General features: G+C 70.5%; 12 protein-coding genes and 1 pseudogene. 4 read left to right on the top strand and 9 right to left on the bottom strand.

The window, feature by feature from the left end:
- Positions 1–3: 3 nt before the first annotated feature.
- Genes SOY78_RS05960 through dxs form a run of 4 tightly spaced genes read right to left on the bottom strand, consistent with a single transcriptional unit; the run spans position 4 to position 3,841 of the window.
- Positions 4–333 carry a PLD nuclease N-terminal domain-containing protein gene (locus SOY78_RS05960; RefSeq protein WP_020627854.1) on the bottom strand — a complete coding sequence of 110 codons (330 nt, stop codon included), beginning with the start codon at positions 331–333 and terminating at the stop codon, positions 4–6.
- Complete coding sequence (locus SOY78_RS05955) at positions 333–1,307, bottom strand: aldo/keto reductase (protein WP_036317666.1); 975 nt, start codon at positions 1,305–1,307, stop codon at positions 333–335. Before SOY78_RS05955 ends, SOY78_RS05960 begins: the two co-directional genes overlap by 1 nt.
- A gap of 3 nt (positions 1,308–1,310) precedes the next feature.
- Complete coding sequence (locus tag SOY78_RS05950) at positions 1,311–1,829, bottom strand: hypothetical protein (protein ID WP_036382832.1); 519 nt, start codon at positions 1,827–1,829, stop codon at positions 1,311–1,313.
- Complete coding sequence (gene dxs / locus SOY78_RS05945; protein ID WP_049147652.1) at positions 1,826–3,841, bottom strand: 1-deoxy-D-xylulose-5-phosphate synthase; 2,016 nt, start codon at positions 3,839–3,841, stop codon at positions 1,826–1,828. The genes SOY78_RS05950 and dxs overlap by 4 nt, the downstream gene beginning before the upstream one ends.
- Positions 3,842–4,342: 501 nt before the next feature.
- Here dxs and SOY78_RS05940 point away from each other — a divergent pair.
- The 4 genes from SOY78_RS05940 (at position 4,343) to SOY78_RS05925 (ending at position 8,308) form a co-directional block, all read left to right on the top strand.
- Complete coding sequence (locus SOY78_RS05940; protein ID WP_270618287.1) at positions 4,343–4,930, top strand: YdhK family protein; 588 nt, start codon at positions 4,343–4,345, stop codon at positions 4,928–4,930.
- 89 nt (positions 4,931–5,019) lie between these two features.
- Positions 5,020–7,155 (top strand): heavy metal translocating P-type ATPase, encoded by a 2,136-nt coding sequence (locus tag SOY78_RS05935; protein ID WP_317676438.1) that lies wholly within the window; start codon positions 5,020–5,022, stop codon positions 7,153–7,155.
- An 11-nt stretch (positions 7,156–7,166) separates the two neighbouring features.
- Positions 7,167–7,502 (top strand): metal-sensitive transcriptional regulator, encoded by a 336-nt coding sequence (locus SOY78_RS05930; protein WP_270618289.1) that lies wholly within the window; start codon positions 7,167–7,169, stop codon positions 7,500–7,502.
- Between the two features lie 182 nt (positions 7,503–7,684).
- A complete protein-coding gene (locus SOY78_RS05925; RefSeq protein ID WP_044659994.1) occupies positions 7,685–8,308 on the top strand; it encodes a CueP family metal-binding protein in 624 nt (207 codons plus the stop codon).
- A gap of 67 nt (positions 8,309–8,375) precedes the next feature.
- Here SOY78_RS05925 and SOY78_RS05920 read toward each other — a convergent pair.
- The 5 genes and pseudogenes from SOY78_RS05920 to SOY78_RS05900 form a co-directional block, all read right to left on the bottom strand.
- Positions 8,376–9,526, bottom strand: a protein-coding gene (locus tag SOY78_RS05920) for an IS3 family transposase (RefSeq protein ID WP_324701277.1) whose coding sequence is annotated in 2 segments (ribosomal slippage) — positions 8,376–9,256 and positions 9,256–9,526 — 1,152 coding nt in all. Because the reading frame shifts where the segments join, the coding sequence is not laid out codon by codon here.
- Between the two features lie 369 nt (positions 9,527–9,895).
- A pseudogene (locus SOY78_RS05915) lies at positions 9,896–10,613 on the bottom strand (transposase); the annotation flags it as partial.
- A 231-nt stretch (positions 10,614–10,844) separates the two neighbouring features.
- Positions 10,845–13,547 carry an aconitate hydratase AcnA gene (acnA, locus tag SOY78_RS05910; RefSeq protein WP_324701276.1) on the bottom strand — a complete coding sequence of 901 codons (2,703 nt, stop codon included), beginning with the start codon at positions 13,545–13,547 and terminating at the stop codon, positions 10,845–10,847.
- Positions 13,548–13,748: 201 nt separating this feature from the next.
- The gene (locus tag SOY78_RS05905; protein WP_270618290.1) at positions 13,749–15,221 is read right to left on the bottom strand and encodes a class I SAM-dependent RNA methyltransferase; all 1,473 of its coding nucleotides are present in this window, start codon (positions 15,219–15,221) and stop codon (positions 13,749–13,751) included.
- A gap of 159 nt (positions 15,222–15,380) precedes the next feature.
- Complete coding sequence (locus tag SOY78_RS05900; RefSeq protein WP_324701275.1) at positions 15,381–17,333, bottom strand: APC family permease; 1,953 nt, start codon at positions 17,331–17,333, stop codon at positions 15,381–15,383.
- Between the last annotated feature and the right edge of the window lie 113 nt (positions 17,334–17,446).

The following is a 17,446-nucleotide window of genomic DNA, read 5'->3' as shown; positions in this document are numbered from 1 at the left end:
GGCTCATTCCTCCGGCGCGCCGTAGCGCCGGCGCGGGGGCACCACGACGGCGGAGCGGTCGTTGGGGTCCCACGCCGGCTGCTCGCGCCGCCGCGCCGGGTAGTAGCGGTGCCGCCACCAGAACCAGATGAGCGCCCCCAGCACCGGCAGCAGCAGCATGAGGCCGACCCACGGCAGGCGCGCCCGGGCGTCCAGGGGGCTGCGGCCCAGCGAGACGAAGCCGGCCACCCACAGCGCACCGGCCACGACGGACACGGTCCAGCCCAGGGCGGCCTCCCCCGGCGTCGGCACGAGCGGGGTCGCGGCGGCCGCGCCGGTCAGCGCGCCGGCCATCAGAAGAGCGCGACCTTCTCCGGGCCCGGGAACAGGGCGTCCAGCTCGGCCAGGTCCTCCGCGGTGGCGAGCCAGTCGGCCGCCGCCGCGTTCTCCACGACCTGCGCGGCACGGGTGGCGCCGGCGATCACGGAGGACACCGGCCCCTGCGCCGCCAGCCACCCGATCGCGGCCTGGACCTCGGTGATCCCCCGCTCCCGGGCGAACCGGCCGAACGCGGCCAGCTGCTCCAGGTCGGCGTCGGCCACCATGTGCTGGCGCACGTGGGACAGGCGCGAGCCCTCGGGGGCGTCGCCCTGCGAGTACTTGCCCGTGAGCAGCCCGTTGGCCAGCGGGAAGTACGGCAGGACGCCGAGCCCGAACTCGGCCGCCGCCGGGACCACCTCGAGCTCGGCCCGGCGGTCCAGCAGGTTGTAGTGGTTCTGCGCGGACACGAAGCGCTCCACGCCCAGCTCGCGGGCCACGTACTCGGCCTGGGCGATCTGCCACCCGGCCCGGTTCGAGTGGCCCACGTAGCGGACCTTGCCGGCGCGCACGAGGTCGTCGAGCGCTCGGAGGGTCTCCTCGATGGGCGTGGCCGGGTCCGGGGTGTGGAACTGGTAGAGGTCGATCCAGTCGGTGCCGAGGCGGCGCAGGGAGTCCTCGACGGCGCGCACGATGTACCGGCGGGAGCCCCGCGCGCCGCCGTCGTCGCCGGCGACACCGCCCATGTCCATGCCGAACTTGGTGCCGATCACCACCTCGTCGCGGCGGGCGCCCAGGGCGCGGCCGAGCCGCTCCTCGGACAGGCCGGGCTCGGCGCCGTAGACGTCGGCGACGTCGAAGAAGGTGATGCCGGCGTCGAGCGCGGCGTGGACGACGGCGTCGGTGCCGGCCTGCTCCAGCGTGGCGGTGCCGGGGCGGCCGAGGTTGTTGCAGCCCAGGCCGACGACGGAGACGGTCAGCCCGGAGCGGCCGAGACGGGTGTGGCGCACGGGTCAGCCCTCCTGCTCTGCGGTGCGGACGTCCACCTTGTTCGGCTGCACGCCGTCGGCGCGCTTGGCGGCCGCCGGGATCTCGGCGGCGGCCTTGCGGGCGTGGGGGGTCCGGACGCGCAGCACGAGGGCACCGACCTCCTCGACGACGTCCTCGACCTCGCCGAGACCGCGCCAGGCCAGCTGGTGGGTCACCTCGACGCGCAGCCGCTCGACGGTGCGCCGCTCGATCGCCGTGGCCTCCCGGCCGCGGAGCCGGTAGGCCACCGGCAGCACGGCGAAGGTCGCGGGGTCCGCCTCGGCGAAGCCCTCCTCCGCGCCCTGCGCCACGAACGCGGCCAGCAGCTGATCACCCTCGGCCTGGTCGGCCAGGGGCTGCTCCCCGACGGTGCCGGGCTGGCCGACCCGACCGTGGTGGACCACGAACTCCCCGGCCTCCGCGTCGGCCCATGCCTCGCGGTACTCGAAGAGCCGGGCGCCGTCGTCGCCGACGCTCTCACGGTACAGCCGGACGATGCTCATGCCTGCTCCTGGTGGTGGGGGGCGGCCGCGTCCTCGGGGACGGGCCGGGCGTACGGGACCTTGGCGCCGAGGACCTGGGCGACGGTGTCCTGGGTGATGCGCTGCGCCGTGAGGCCCACGCGGGCCAGCACCTGCTCGCGGCTGCCGTGGGCGAGGAACTCGACCGGCAGGCCGACCTCGTTCAGGGCGGTGTCCACGCCGGCCGCGCGCATCTCCTGCCGGATCCGCGAGCCGACGCCGCCGGCCCGCACCCCGTCCTCGAGGCACACGACGATCCGGTGGCGGGCGGCCGTGTCGATCACGGACCGGGCCACGGGCAGGACCCACCGCGGGTCGATCACCGTGGCGCTGATGCCGTGCCGCTCGAGCCGTTCGGCGACGTCGAGGCCGAGCTCGGCCATCGCGCCCACCGCCACGATCAGCACGTCCCGCTCGGCGCCGTCGCGCCCGCCGGCCTCGCCCCGCCGGGCGAGCACGTCCGTGCCGTCCGACAGCCGCTCCAGGGCGCGCACCGGCTCGCCGACCGAGCCCTTCGCGAACCGCACCACGGTGGGCGCGTCCTCGACGGCGACGGCCTCGCGCAGCTCCTCCCGGAGCGTGTCCGCGTCGCGGGGCGCGGCGATCCGCAGCCCCGGCACCGACTGCAGCAGGGCCAGATCCCACATGCCGTGGTGGCTCGGGCCGTCCGGCCCGGTGACGCCCGCGCGGTCCAGCACGAACGTCACGCCCGCACGGTGCAGGCCCACGTCCATGAGCACCTGGTCGTAGGCGCGGTTGAGGAAGGTCGCGTAGACGGCCACCACGGGGTGCAGACCGCCGAAGGCCATGCCGGCGGCCGAGGTGACCGCGTGCTGCTCGGCGATGCCGACGTCGAACACCCGGTCCGGATGGGCCAGCGCCATCGGGGCCAGGCCCACGGGGTTCTGCATGGCGGCGGTGATGGCCACGACGTCCGGCCGCTCATTCGCGATCGCGACCATCTCCTCGCCGAACACGGAGGTCCAGGACTGGGCCGTCGACGAGGTGATGGGCTCGCCCGTGGAGGGGTCGATCACGCCGATCGCGTGGAACTGGTCCGCCTCGTGCGCGACCGCCGGCGGATAGCCGTGCCCCTTCTCGGTCATCGCGTGGACGATCACGGGCCCGCCGTACGCCCGCGCGTCCTCCAGGGCCTCCTCCATGGCGGTGAGGTCGTGACCGTCCACCGGGCCGATGTACTTCATGCCCAGGTCCTCGAACAGGCCCTGCGGCGCCCAGAGGTCCTTGAGGCCCTTCTTCGCCGCGTGCAGCGGCCGGTACACCAGCTCCCCCGCGAGCCCGGCCTCCTGGAGGCGGCGCTTGAGGTAGTCGAGGGTCTGCTCGTAGCGGTGGTGGGTGCGCACCTTGTCCAGCACCCCGCGGCGCAGTCCGCCCAGGTGCTCGGCGACGCCGCCCACGGTGGGCGCGTACGAGCGGCCGTTGTCGTTGACGACGATCACCACGCGCCGGTCCCGGCCCGCGGCGATGTTGTTGACCGCCTCCCAGGCCATGCCCCCCGTGAGTGCGCCGTCGCCGATCACGGCCACCACGGTGCGGTCCCCCTGCCCGGTCTGCGCCCAGGCCCGCGCGATGCCGTCCGCCCAGGAGAGCGAGCTGGAGGCGTGCGAGGACTCCACCACATCGTGCTCGGACTCCGTGCGGTCGCCGTAGCCGGACAGGCCCCCCTCCTGGCGGAGCGTCGTGAAGTCCTGGCGTCCGGTGAGCAGCTTGTGCACGTACGACTGGTGACCCGTGTCGAAGATGACCGCGTCCTTCGGCGACTCGAAGACGCGGTGCACGGCCAGCGTCAGCTCGACGACGCCCAGGTTCGGTCCGAGGTGGCCGCCCGTCTTGGAGACGTGGGCGATCAGGTAGGCGCGGATCTCGGCCGCCAGCGCGGTCAACTGGTCCTCCGTGAGGGCCGACAGGTCCGCCGGGCGGGCGATCTGCGGCAGCAGCGGGGCGCCGGGACTCGTGGGGGGCAGATGTTCCATGGTGCGACCAGCCTACTCCGCGGCTCCGCACCCGGGCGGGACGCCGGCGGCGGCCCGCGCGGGCGGGCCCCGTGGATCAGGCCTTCGCGGCGATCTGACGGAGCACGTACTGAGACATGCTTCGCTCTGCCTGGCGATAGTTGCACAGCTTCCGTCGGCTCTCAGGATCCCTGTCTCGATGGGACACCCGACGATGCAACCGTACAAGACCAATTTCTCTTGGGTGATCGACGGTACTGGGATCGTCTTCTCACCACGGTGATGTTCACGAGACGACGCAGCCGATCCCGTCACGACGGCGAGCGAGGTGAGCCCGTCCGTTCGGGCCTCGATTCCATCTGCGACCAGAGCCGCCGAGCCGATGTTCTCCATCGCAGCCTCAGCGCTGCCACCCCGGGTCGATTGGATCTTGGCCGGGCGATTCCACGCCCGCCGATCGACATCGACTTGATACCCGGGAGGGGTATAGCGTTGACTGGACCAGAACGAACAGGAGACTTCATGCGCAAGCACCTCATGACCACCGTCGCCGCAGGAGTGCTCGGAGGAGCGCTCGTGTTCACCGGCTGCAGCACCGGCGGCGACCAGGACCAAGGGACCCCCTCGACGACCAGCCAGCACGAGGGCCACGGCAGCAGCTCTGACAGCGGCGGGATGGAGCATCCGATGGACGGCGGCCCCGCCCCCGAGGGCATCGAGACGGCTGCGTCGCCCACATACCCGGTCGGCACCGAGGTCACGCTCACCGCCGACCACATGGAGGGCATGGACGGTGCGAACGCGACGATCGCCGGCGCGTACGACACGTACACCTATGCGGTGGACTTCACGCCGTCCGCAGGCGGGGAGCCGGTCAAGGATCACAAGTGGGTCGTCCAGCAGGAGATCAAGGACGCCGGAGATGAACGTCTGGCCGACGGCACCGAGGTCACTCTCGAGGCCGAACACATGGAAGGCATGAAGGGCGCGAAGGCGACCATCGCCTCCTCCACCGAGGAGACCGTCTACATGGTCGATTACGAGTCCGACGGCATGACGATGACCAACCACAAGTGGGTCGTCGAGAGCGAGCTCAAGCCGGCCCCCTGAGCCGATCGCCGCGGGCGCGCTGAAGGTCCGCGGCGAAATACGACCCGATCGAAGGAAAGATCGGGGAATGACGAGGGGAAGCGAAGAGCATGACGGACCCGACCACGCATCACCATGACCACGCCGGCGTCGCGACCACCGAGTCCGGCCACCGTGACGACTCGCGCGCCGAGAACGAAGACCACACCATGGAACACGGTGACCACGCCGGGCACGGTCATCACGGCGGTGGTCACGCGGGCCACGGCGACCACGTCGGCCAGTTCCGGCGGCTGTTCTGGATCAACCTGATCATCGCCATCCCGGTGGTCGCGTTCTCCCCCATGTTCGCCATGCTCCTGGGCTACTCGGTCCCCAGCTGGGCGGGCTGGGTCGCCGCAGTCCTCGGCTCCGTCATGTACGCCTGGGGCGGCACCCCGTTCCTCACCGGTGCTGTCAGCGAGCTGAAAAGCCGCCAGCCGGGGATGATGCTGCTCATCGCGCTCGGCATCACCGTAGCGTTCCTCGCCTCCTGGGCCGCCACTGTCGGTCTCGTCCACCCCGAGCTCGAGTTCTGGTGGGAGTTGGCGCTGCTGATCGTCATCATGCTGCTGGGCCACTGGATCGAGATGCGCTCACTGGCCCAGACCACCTCGGCGTTGGACTCCCTCGCCGCGCTGCTCCCTGACGAGGCTGAGCGTATAGAAGGAGACGACGTCGTCAAGGTCGACCCGGCACAGCTGCGCGTCGGCGACGTCGTCATCGTCCGGCCTGGCGGCAGCGTCCCCGCCGATGGCACCATCGTCGACGGCCGCGCCGACATGGACGAGTCCATGATCACCGGCGAATCACACCCCGTCGCCCGCGGCGAGGGCGAGAACGTCACCGCCGGCACCGTGGCCACCGACTCCGGCCTGCGCGTAGAGATCACCGCCACCGGCGACGACACGGCTCTGGCGGGCATCAACAGGCTCGTCGCCGAGGCGCAGGGATCATCCTCCCGTGCCCAGCGCATCGCCGACCGGGCTGCGGCCCTGCTGTTCTGGTTCGCCCTCGGAGCTGCGCTGATCACCGCCGTCGTCTGGACGCTCTTCGGGCTCCCCGACGACGCGGTCGTTCGCACCATCACTGTCCTCGTCATCGCCTGCCCCCATGCGCTGGGTCTGGCGATCCCTCTGGTCGTGTCCATCGCCACCGAGCGCGCCGCCCGCGGCGGCGTCCTGATCAAGGACCGCCTCGCCCTGGAGTCCATGCGCCAGGTCGACGCGGTGCTCTTCGACAAGACCGGCACCCTGACCAAGGGCGAGCCCACCGTCACCGGCGTGGAGCCGACCGGCGGCCTGAATGCCGAACAGGTCCTCGCCCTGGCCGCCTCCGCCGAGGCCGACAGTGAGCACCCCCTCGCCCGGTCCATCGTCACCGCCGCCAAGGAGAAGGGCCTCGCCGTCGAACCGGCCAGCGGGTTCACCTCCTCCCCGGCGGTCGGCGTCACCGCGACGGTGGCCGACCATGAGATCCGCGTCGGCGGACCCCGTCTGCTCGAGGAGACCGGCCAGGACGAGATCGGTGTCGCCGACGAATGGCGGGCAGAGGGTGCGATCATCCTGCACGTCCTCCGCGACGGCAAGGTCATCGGCGGTCTCAAGCTCGCCGACGAGGTTCGCCCAGAGTCCCGCGACGCCGTCGATGCGCTCCATCAGCTCGGCGTCGAGGTCGTCATGATCACCGGCGACGCGGAAGCCGTGGCGAACGAGGTGGGAAGAGAGCTCGGCATCGACCGGGTCTTCGCCGGCGTCCGCCCCGAGAACAAATCCGCCAAGGTCGACCAGCTGCAGAAGGAGGGCAAGAAGGTCGCCATGGTCGGCGACGGCGTCAACGACGCCCCTGCCCTGGCCCAGGCCGACGTCGGCATCGCCATCGGGGCCGGCACCGACGTCGCCATCGCCTCTGCAGGTGTCATCCTCGCCAGCTCCGACCCGCGTAGCGTCCTCTCGGTCATCCAGCTCTCCCGTGCCGCATACCGTAAAATGAGGCAAAACCTGTGGTGGGCCGCAGGGTACAACTTGCTCTCTGTGCCGCTCGCGGCTGGCGTGCTCGCACCCGTCGGCTTCGTCATGCCGATGTCAGTAGGCGCGATCCTGATGTCGATCTCCACCGTCGTCGTCGCGCTCAACGCCCAGCTGCTGCGTCGCATCGACCTCGCCCCAGATGCCAGCACCCGCTCCGTCCTGGAGCACCAGAAGTGAAGGACGCACTCGTGACCACTGAAACTGCAGCCGATGAGACCGGTGCCGACACCGGAGCCCATCGGCACGGCTACATCAGTGACAAGGACCGTTACCGCAACCGCATGAAGCGCATCGAAGGCCAAGCCCGCGGCATCACGAAGATGATCGACGACGAAAAGTACTGCATCGACATCCTCACCCAGGTCTCGGCCCTCACCCGCGCCCTGCAGGGAGTGGCGACCGGTCTGCTCGATGACCACCTCAAGCACTGCGTGCTCGACGCCGCCAAGAAAGGCGATGAAGACGCGGCCATCGCCAAGATCCAGGAGGCCACCGACGCCATCAATCGCCTCGTGCGCTCCTGACACCATCCGATTTCGTCAACACAGGGTGCCTCGGACCGGTGGGCCCCAGATCAGGACAAGGCTCTTGATGTCTCCGGGCAGGCGTGCTTTGCACGTCGTCGCGCCCTTGGCACCGGCGAACTCGGGATGCCTTCTGTCTAACCTGACGACATGAACACGTTCACCTGAGAAAAGAGTTGGGCATGCCACTTGCCATTGTTGCTCCGATCCAGTCCTCCAGGAGCCGCCTGAGGATCTGCGCGGCCTTGACCGGTCTGGCGACCAGCGCCGTCCTCCTGCTCAGCGGCTGTGCTGATGCGGGACCGTCCGCTGATGCAGGATCCGATCACTCACTGGTGGTCGAGCACAATCTAGACGGATTGAATGCTCGCGAGATCATCAAGCGCCTCGACTCAACGAAGGTGACAGATCGCTCGTCTGAATTCATCGCGTCGATTGAACCGGACCAGCTTGTACTGACCGACGACCAGAACAATCAGACCACCCTGCCGATGCCAGAAGACGAATTCTACGTCTCTATCGCCCCGTATCGCAGCCAGACTCACGAATGCTACTTCCACAGCCTCACGACCTGCACCGGCGAACTCGCCAATACTGACGTCCACGTCACCGTGGTCGAGGCGACGTCCGGGGAGACCCTCCTCGATGAAACGCTGACGACGTACGACAACGGATTCGTCGGGGTCTGGCTGCCGCGTGGAATTGACGCTACTCTCACTGTCTCAGCTGAAGGCCGCACCGCGAAAAAGGCCATCTCGACCCGCCCCGACGACCCCACCTGCTTGACCGGTCTTCAGCTGGTTTAAGGCCCAGGTCTCATGCTCCTCTTCAGCGCCGACAGATCAGGCGTCGAGACGTCCTGAGCCGCCCCCTTCATTCGGTCCGGACGTTCTGTGAGTTGTCGGTTTCCATTTGATGGGTGCACTGCCGAGCGTACTCGGCTGGGGTTAGGTAGCCGAGCGAGGAGTGCCGGCGGTGGTGGTTGTACTCGTCCTTCCAGTCGCCGATGATGACCTGTGCGTGCAGCAGCGAGTAGAAGCTGTTGATGTTGAGGCACTCGTCGCGGATCCGGCTGTTGAACGACTCGACGTACCCGTTGCGCCACGGCGAGCCCGGAGGGATGTAGGACAGGCCGGTGCGGGTGCCGGCCCAGTCGGCCATCGCCTCGCTGATGAACTCCGGCCCGTTGTCCGACCTGAGCACCGCCGGGGCGCCCCGGGCGGCGACGAGGTCCTCGAGGTGGGCGGTGAGTCGGTCGGCGGTAATCGAGCGCTCCACGAGCCCGCCGATGCACTCCCGGGTGTGTTCGTCGACGATCGAGCAGATCTTGATCGGTCGTCCGTGCTCGTCGGCGTCGAACTGGAAGTCCACCGCCCACACCACGTTCGGCGCGTCCGCCGTCGGCGCCTCGACGGTCGAGGACCCGACGCGCTTGCGTCGACGCCGCTGCGGGACCCGGAGCCCTTCGTCACGCCACAGGCGTTGGATCTTCTTGTGGTTCACCACCCACCCCTCGGCGCGGGCGTCGTGATACGCCCGCCGATACCCGTAGCGGGGATGGTCCTTCGCCCAGGCGCGCAGCCACTCCCTGAGCGCCCGATCCGGGTCCGCGACCGTGTCGCCCTTGAGCGGTCGCCGGTACGCGGAGCGGCTCAGCCCGACCAGACGGCACGCCATCCGTTCGCTCACCCGCAACTTGCCCTTGAGGTGATCGACGGCGGCGCGGCGCCTGTCCGGGCTTAGAAGTTTCCCTCAGCCAGCTCCTTGAGCGCGGCCTTCTCCAGCTCCGCTTCCGCGAGCAGACGCTTCAGGGTCGCGTTCTGCTTCTCCAGCTCCTTCAGGCGCTTTGCGTCGTCGGCCTTGAGGCCGCCGTACTGGTTCCGCCACCGGTAGTACGTCTGCTCGGACACCCCGAGCTCCCGGCACACCGCCGCGACGTCCTGACCATCGGCGAGCATCCTGTCGGCCTGCCCGAGCTTACGGACGACCTGCTCGGGGGTGTGACGCTTCCTGCTGTTCGTCATGATCTGACCAGTCTCCCTGCCCGCGACCGCGGGCAACAGGACGACTCTCATAACGACTGGACCTACGAAACGGGGTCAGCCCAGTCCCATCCTTGGACTCCCACAGGGTCTCGGCGTCCCGATGTGAGGATTCGCCCGAGAGCCGGCTTCAGAGTCATCGCAGGGCATCACCAGACCGGGCTGAAGCCTCGTCGACCAATATCAACCAGTGCCAACTGAAGAGCACTACATCGCTCACTCTGTTTCACGATGTGCATTTCGGGGGATCCTCTCTGTCCAGGTCCTCACGCTCATACCTGCCGGTGCTGAGCCTCGCCGAGCTTCTCGAGCACTTGACCTGGATCGTCGATCAGTTCGAACACGCCACTCGGGCGTGTCCGACAATGCCGTCGACCACGCGAGCACAGCATTCAGGACCACGGCAGCCCAGTACACGATCGCGTACTTGTCGTACGTGCTCGCCAGGCCCGGCCACTGCTGCAGGTGCGCGTCCTGGCGCTCGATCACGTTCCGGCCCGTGTAAGCCTCCAAGTCCAGGCCCGCGGTTCGGCCGCCGGCCGAGCCGCGGCGTCTGCGGTGGCCCTGCTGGTCAGCCGGTTGGGGAGGACGGCCTTGATGCCACCGGCGCGCAGATGGGTGCCGATCGCCCGCGATGAGTACGCCCTCTCGCCCAGCACCGTCGACCAGCTGATGGGTCTTCGTGCTCAGCCCGCTCCGTGAGCGCCCGAGGCCGTGGTCGGCGGGCTCTTCACGCGGATTCCTTGTCGTTCGATCCAGCCCCCTGTGAGCCGGGTGGTGTTCCTCGCGTGCTGATGGGCGCGGGCGATCGTGGAGTCCACCGAGACCGACCAATCGATCACGATTTCGGCATCCGCTGCGGCGGTCAGTGTTGCCAGCACCGTGCCCCACGTGCCCTCTTCGGCCATGCGGCCGTGCCAGGTCCACACGACTCAGCCAGGGCCCGTAGACCTCGGGCAGGTCCCGCCAGGGGATCGATGCACCTGTACCGGTGGATGATGGCGTCGACCATCGTGACGGCATCGGCGAACGGCCGGCCCTGCCGGCCTGTGGGGGCGTGGGAGAGCATCTGGAACCGGGACCGTGTCTTCGAGGGTGCCGGCCTTCCCCCGGCTTCATTGTCAGACACGCCCGAGGACCGTCTGGCCCAAGGGTTGGCCGGTCCCTGCACTGGGGGATGAAGAGCGGTCCTGCACCGGCTTCGGCCCCGGCGCCCCACGACGACGGCGGCCCGCCGCCCTCCGTGCGGAGGGCGGCGGGCCGCCGTCGTGGTGCCAGCGCGCGGGCGGTGTCCCGTGGATCAGGCCTTCGCGGCGATCTGACGGAGCACGTACTGCAGGATGCCGCCGTTGCGGTAGTACTCGGCCTCACCGGGGGTGTCGATGCGGACGACCGCGTCGAACTCGGTGACCCTGCCGTCCTCACCGGTGGCCGTGACCTTCACGGTCTTCGGCGTGGTGCCCTCGTTGAGGGCGGTGATGCCGGAGATGTCGAAGGTCTCGGTGCCGGTCAGGCCCAGCGAGTCGGCGTTCTCACCCTCCGGGAACTGCAGCGGCAGCACGCCCATGCCGATGAGGTTCGAGCGGTGGATGCGCTCGAAGGACTCCGTGATCACGGCCTTGACGCCCAGGAGCGCGGTGCCCTTGGCCGCCCAGTCACGGGAGGAGCCGGAGCCGTACTCCTTGCCGCCCAGGACCACCAGCGGGGTGCCCTGCTCGGCGTAGTTCTGCGCCGCGTCGTACACGTAGGCCTGCGGGGCGCCCTCCTGGGTGAAGTCGCGCGTGAAGCCGCCCTCCACGCCGTCGAGCAGCTGGTTCTTGATGCGGATGTTCGCGAACGTGCCGCGGATCATGACCTCGTGGTTGCCACGACGGGATCCGTAGGAGTTGAAGTCCTTGCGCTGCACGCCGTTCTCCAGCAGGTAGCGGCCCGCCGGGGTGTCCGACTTGAAGGAGCCGGCCGGGGAGATGTGGTCCGTGGTCACGGAGTCACCCAGCTTGAGCAGGACGCGGGCGCCGGAGATGTCCGACACCGGGTCCGGCTGCATGGTCATGCCCTCGAAGTACGGGGGCTTGCGCACGTAGGTGGACTTCTCGTCCCACTCGAAGGTGGAGCCCGAGGGGGTCTCCAGGGACTGCCAGCGCTCGTCGCCGTCGAAGATCGTGGCGTACTGCGAGGTGAACATCTCGGTGTCGATCGACGCGTCGATGATCTGCTGGACCTCGGTCGGGTCCGGCCAGATGTCCTTGAGGAAGACGTCGTTGCCCTCCGTGTCCTGGCCCAGGGCCTCGTTCTCGAAGTCGAAGTCCATGGTGCCGGCCAGGGCGTAGGCGACCACCAGCGGCGGGGAGGCCAGGTAGTTCATCTTCACGTCCGGGTTGATGCGGCCCTCGAAGTTGCGGTTGCCGGAGAGCACCGCGGTCACGGACAGGTCGTTCTCCTGGATGGCCTCGGAGATCTCGGACTCCAGCGGGCCGGAGTTGCCGATGCAGGTGGTGCAGCCGTAGCCGACCACGTTGAAGCCGAGGTCGTTGAGGGACTCGCGCAGCCCGGACTTCTCGTAGTAGTCGGTCACCACGCGGGAGCCCGGGGCCACGGAGGTCTTCACCCACGGCTTGGACTTCAGGCCCTTGGCGACCGCGTTGCGGGCCAGCACGCCGGCCGCCATCATCACGGAGGGGTTGGACGTGTTGGTGCACGAGGTGATCGAGGCGATGGACACGGCACCGTGGTCCAGCTGGAACTGGCGGCCGTCCGGCATGGCCACGTCCACGAGCTTGGACGGGCGGCCCTCGCCGGCCTCGTCCTGCGTGGCGTAGTTGTGCAGGTCCTTGCGGAACTGGTCCTTGGAGTCGGTGAGCTCGATGCGATCCTGGGGTCGCTTCGGGCCGGAGATGGAGGGCACCACGGTGGACAGGTCCAGCTCGAGGTACTCGGAGTAGGCGACCTCGGAGGACGGGTCGTGCCACATCCCCTGCTCCTTGGTGTACGCCTCCACGAGGGCGACCTGCTCCTCGGAGCGGCCGGTCAGGCGCAGGTAGTCGAGGGTGACCTCGTCGATCGGGAAGATCGCGGCGGTGGAGCCGAACTCGGGCGACATGTTGCCGATGGTGGCGCGGTTGGCCAGGGGCACGGAGCCGACGCCCTCGCCGTAGAACTCGACGAACTTGCCGACCACGCCGTGCTGGCGGAGCATCTCGGTGATGGTCAGCACCACGTCGGTCGCGGTGGCGCCAGAGGGGATGCTGCCGGTCAGCTTGAAGCCCACGACCCGCGGGATCAGCATGGACACGGGCTGGCCGAGCATCGCGGCCTCGGCCTCGATGCCGCCGACGCCCCAGCCGAGCACGCCCAGGCCGTTGACCATGGTGGTGTGCGAGTCGGTGCCGACGCAGGAGTCCGGGTAGGCGCGCAGCACGCCGTCGACCTCGCGGGTCATCACGGTGCGGGCCAGGTTCTCGATGTTGACCTGGTGGACGATGCCCATGCCCGGGGGGACGACCTTGAAGTTGTCGAAGGCGGTCTGGCCCCAGCGCAGGAACTTGTAGCGCTCGCCGTTGCGCTCGTACTCGATCTCCATGTTCCGCTCGATGGCGGCGTCGTTGCCGAAGGAGTCGATCTGCACGGAGTGGTCGATCACGAGCTCGGCCGGGGAGAGCGGGTTCACGCGCTCCGGGTCGCCGCCCAGGTCCTGGATGGCCTCACGCATGGTGGCCAGGTCCACGACGCAGGGCACGCCGGTGAAGTCCTGCATGATCACGCGCGCCGGCGTGAACTGGATCTCGGTGTCCGGCTGGGCGTTCGGGTCCCAGGCGGCCAGGGCCTTGATCTGGTCGGCGGTCACGTTGGCGCCGTCCTCGGTGCGCAGCAGGTTCTCCAGCAGCACCTTCAGGGAGTAGGGCAGCTTCTGCGCCCCCTCGACCTTGTTCAGACGGAAAATCTCATACTCGGCTCCCTTGACGTCCAGGACGCCCTTGGAGCCGAAGCTGTCGACGGTGGTCACGAGAGGACTCCTCTTCCCGCCCGGTTTCCTCCGGGCGCTCGTCCAGTGGGGGGTGGTCACCCGCGGCCGCGGACCGCGCGCCGTCCGGGACGGGCGTCGTCTGCGTCACAGGTGCCGCACTGTGTCCCAGGGTACCGCGCCGGTCGCGTGTGACGCGGGCATGGCGCGCGGCGGCCCGCAGGCCGCCGCGCGGATGCCGGATCAGATCTCGACGACGGCCGGGGCCGGTGCGCTCTGGGCGGCCGGCACCAGCACGGTGACCGACTCGAGGTGGTGGGTGTCCGGGTAGAGGTCGAACACGCGGGCGCGCTCCACCTCGTAGCCGCCGTCGCGCAGCCACGCCAGGTCGCGGGCGAACGAGGCGGGGTCGCACGAGACGTACACGATGCGGCCCGGCTCGAGCGCGAGGATGCGCTCGATCGCCCGCCGCCCCGCGCCCGCCCGCGGCGGGTCCAGGACGACGGTGTCCAGCGCGGCACCGCCGAGGCCGCCGTCCGCCACGGGGCGCTCGGGGTACTTCAGCCAGCTACCGAGCACCTTGTCCGTGGGGCCGTTGAGCACCGAGGCCTGCGGCTGATCGTGCAGGTTGCGGCGGGCGTCCTTCGAGGCCTGGCGGGAGGCCTCCACCGAGTACACGCGGCCCTCGGGTCCCACGGCGTCCGCCAGGTACGCGCTGAACAGGCCGGCACCGCCGTAGAGGTCGGCCACGACCTGGCCCGGCTCGACGCGCGCGTCCTCGAGCACCGCGTCCACGAGGGTGGCCGGGGCGTGCTGGTGGACCTGCCAGAAGCCGTCACCCGTGACGCGGAAGCGCTTGGTGCCGCCGCGCTCGGACTCCACGGTCTCCTCGACCCAGGTCTTGCCGGTGATGCGCTCGACCTTGACCGGCTGGAACTGCTTCGGGCCGGGCAGGGCCAGGCCGGTGGAGACGTCCACGCCGCACGCATTGGCCGCCTGGCGGATCCGGGTGCGCAGCCGGCCGAGCTTGACCTCGTCCGCCCGCGTCTGCGGGGTGGGCGTCACCAGCACGAGGGGGCGGGAGCCGGAGGCCGGCGTCGCGACGTCCACGCGGGCGGCTCCGGTGAAGTCCCAGTCCCACAGGGCGAGCGCATCGAGGGCCGGCACGCCGAGCGGCATGTTGCGCACGGGTAGGAGGGTCGCCGAACGGTAGGCGTGCATCGCGATGTGCCCCTGGGGGGTCACCGCGAACGCGTTCCGGGTCCGCCAGCGCTGGCCGGTGGGCTCGTCCTCGGAGCCGGCGAAGCACACCTCCGGCTCCACCGCGAGGTCGGCGATGCGGTGCACCGTGTCCCGGAAGACCTGGGCCTTGAGCCGGCGCTGGTGCGGGACCACGATGTGGCCGAACTCGGCGCCGCCCACGGGCGGGCGACCCGAGGCGTGGGCGCGCAGCATGTCCGCGAGCTTCCACTGGTGGATGCGGCGGAACTCGGAGGGCCGCAGCACCTCCACGACGTCGCCGCGCCAGAAGCGGGCCCCGTCCTCGGCCTCGGTCAGGGCCACCCGGACCTTCTCGCCGGGCACGGCGTGGCGCACGAAGACGACCCGCCCCTCGTGCCGGGCCACGCAGTGGCCGCCGTGGGCCATGGCCCCGACCTCCACCTCGATGGTCCTCCCGATCCCGGTGACGTCTGTGGACGTGTCGACGACTGCCATGTCTGGCTCCTCTCGCATCGCAGCGCGCTTCAGGTCTTGCCCTGAGCATCGACTGGTCAGATCATCATCATCCTTGCAGACCGATGCGGCTGTGTCGCCTCGATCGTGGGCGCGCCGTCGGACGGCGTCATCCGCCGCTCCCCGGGGGCGCCGGGGCGGTCAAGAGCCCTGGCCCTCGTGGACCTGCCACGGCACCGAGCCCACCATCACGCCCGGCTCCCGCTGCAGTCGCCGCGTCTGGCGGGTGGCGGTCCGGTTGTGCAGGAGCGTGCGCCAGCCCGGCCGGACCACGTACTCCGGGATGAACACCATGGTCAGGTCCCGCGGGGAACGGCGTCGGTGCTCGCGCACATGCCGCACCAGGGGGGCCACCGTGTCGCGGTAGGGCGAGGCGATCACGGTGAGCGACATCGGCAGGCCGGCACGCTCCCAGGCGTCGATCACCTCCAGGGTGGCGGCGCGCTCGGCGTCCACGACGACGGCCTCGAGGGAGGACGGCCGCGACGCGCGGGCGTAGGCCAGCGCCCGCAGCGCCGGCCGGTCCAGCGTGGTCACGACGACCACCACGTGGACCCGCGAGGGCAGGGCCCGCGCGTCGTCCTGGGGGTCCGGTGCGAGCTCGCGGTCCACGTCCGCGTAGTGGCGGCGGATCCGCCCCATCACCAGCGAGCCGAGCACGATCGCCAGCAGCGCCACCCACGCGCCCTGCGTGAAGCGGGTGACCAGGACGACGACGCCCGCCAGCGCCGTGACCACCCAGGCCACCGCCGTGATGATCAGGCGCAGCCGGACGGCCGCGCGGGCCCGGGCGCCCGGTGTGTGCACGAGCCGGCGGCGCCACAGCCGCAGCATGCCGGCCTGCGCGAGCGTGAAGGCCAGCAGCACGCCGATGACGTAAAGCTGCACGAGCAGGGCGGTCCGGGCCTCGAAGAACAGCACGAGCGAGAGGGCCACGGCCCCCATCCCGAGGACGCTCCACGTGTGCACCAGCCGGTCGCTGCGGACCCTCAGCTGCCGGGGCAGGTAGCCGTCCTCGGCCACGCGCGCGGCCAGGGCGGGGAACGAGCGGAACGCCGACTTGGCCGCGAACAGCAGGAGCAGGGCGGTGGCCGCGATGGTGGCGACGGACAGGACACTGCCCGGGCCGTACACGGTGTCCGCGAGCTGGGCGAGCACGGGGGCGGGGGCGCGGTCGGGCGTGACCTCGGCACCCGCGGCGTCCCGGAGGTTCTCCAGCTCCAGCCCGACGACGACGCCGGTGCGCTGAGCCAGGTGCATGACGCCCACGGTCAGCGCGCCGAGGGTGAGGGCCATCACGGTGAGCACCCACCGCACCGTGGGCACGGCCGGCCGGGCCATCAGGCGGGTGCTCGAGACCGGCACCTCGACGCCGGTGAGCAGCACCGATCCCGCGCTGAACGCGCGCAGGGCGAGCAGCGCCGTCGCCACGGTGCCGACGGTCCCGCCGACCCCGGCGCCCTCCTGCGTCCAGCCGGCCGTCGGCGCCGCGCCGAGCAGCCCACGGCCCTCCTGCCACAGGCCCGCCAGGACGAGCAGCGCGGTCAGGGCGACGAACACGCTCACGAGCACGGGCAGCACCCACCGGGACAGCCGCACCCCGCGGAGCGCGGCCAGCAGTACGCCCACGAGCGCGGCCGAGGCCACCAGCACGCGGCTGCCGACGGTGAGTCCGGGGGCCAGCGCCGCCACGAAGTGGGCGAAGGCGGCCACGGAGACCGCGGCGGTGAACACGAAGTCCAGCAGGAGCGCGGCCGAGGCGACGACGCCGGCCCTCGGGCCCAGCTTCATGCCGGCCATGTGATAGATGCCGCCGTGCGGAACGGCGGCGACCGCGGCGCGGAAGGACACGACGATGAGCAGCATCACCGCGACGACGGCCCAGCCGACGGCGGGTCCGAGCGCGAGCGCGGACGTGCCGGCCGCGACCAGGGTGAGGATGACCTCGTCCGGGGCGTAGGCGAGGGAGGACAGGGCGTTCGACGACGTCACGGGCAGCGCCCGCCACCGGTTCATGCGGGGCTCGTCGGCGGCGTGCGACGTCACGGGGCGACCGAGGAGGCCGCGGCGCAGGAGGGAGGACAGCGTGGCCACCGCACCACGGTACCCCCGCCGGGCCCGGACGCCGCGGCGACGCGGATGCTCCCGGACGTGCCCGCCGGATGCGAGGATGGAGCGCGCGTCGGCTCCCCGGCGCACGGAGCACC

This window comes from Micrococcus sp. HOU01 (assembly GCF_035609305.1).
GTDB lineage: Bacteria > Actinomycetota > Actinomycetes > Actinomycetales > Micrococcaceae > Micrococcus > Micrococcus luteus.
This window is presented reverse-complemented; position numbering and strand designations above follow the sequence as displayed.

Coding starts and splice junctions, on each gene's coding strand:
- SOY78_RS05960 (WP_020627854.1), bottom strand. CDS start 333: ATGGCCGGCGCGCTGACCGGCGCGGCCGCCGCGACCCCGCTCGTGCCG.
- SOY78_RS05950 (WP_036382832.1), bottom strand. CDS start 1,829: ATGAGCATCGTCCGGCTGTACCGTGAGAGCGTCGGCGACGACGGCGCC.
- dxs (WP_049147652.1), bottom strand. CDS start 3,841: ATGGAACATCTGCCCCCCACGAGTCCCGGCGCCCCGCTGCTGCCGCAG.
- SOY78_RS05940 (WP_270618287.1), top strand. CDS start 4,343: ATGCGCAAGCACCTCATGACCACCGTCGCCGCAGGAGTGCTCGGAGGA.
- SOY78_RS05935 (WP_317676438.1), top strand. CDS start 5,020: ATGACGGACCCGACCACGCATCACCATGACCACGCCGGCGTCGCGACC.
- SOY78_RS05925 (WP_044659994.1), top strand. CDS start 7,685: ATGCCACTTGCCATTGTTGCTCCGATCCAGTCCTCCAGGAGCCGCCTG.
- SOY78_RS05905 (WP_270618290.1), bottom strand. CDS start 15,221: ATGGCAGTCGTCGACACGTCCACAGACGTCACCGGGATCGGGAGGACC.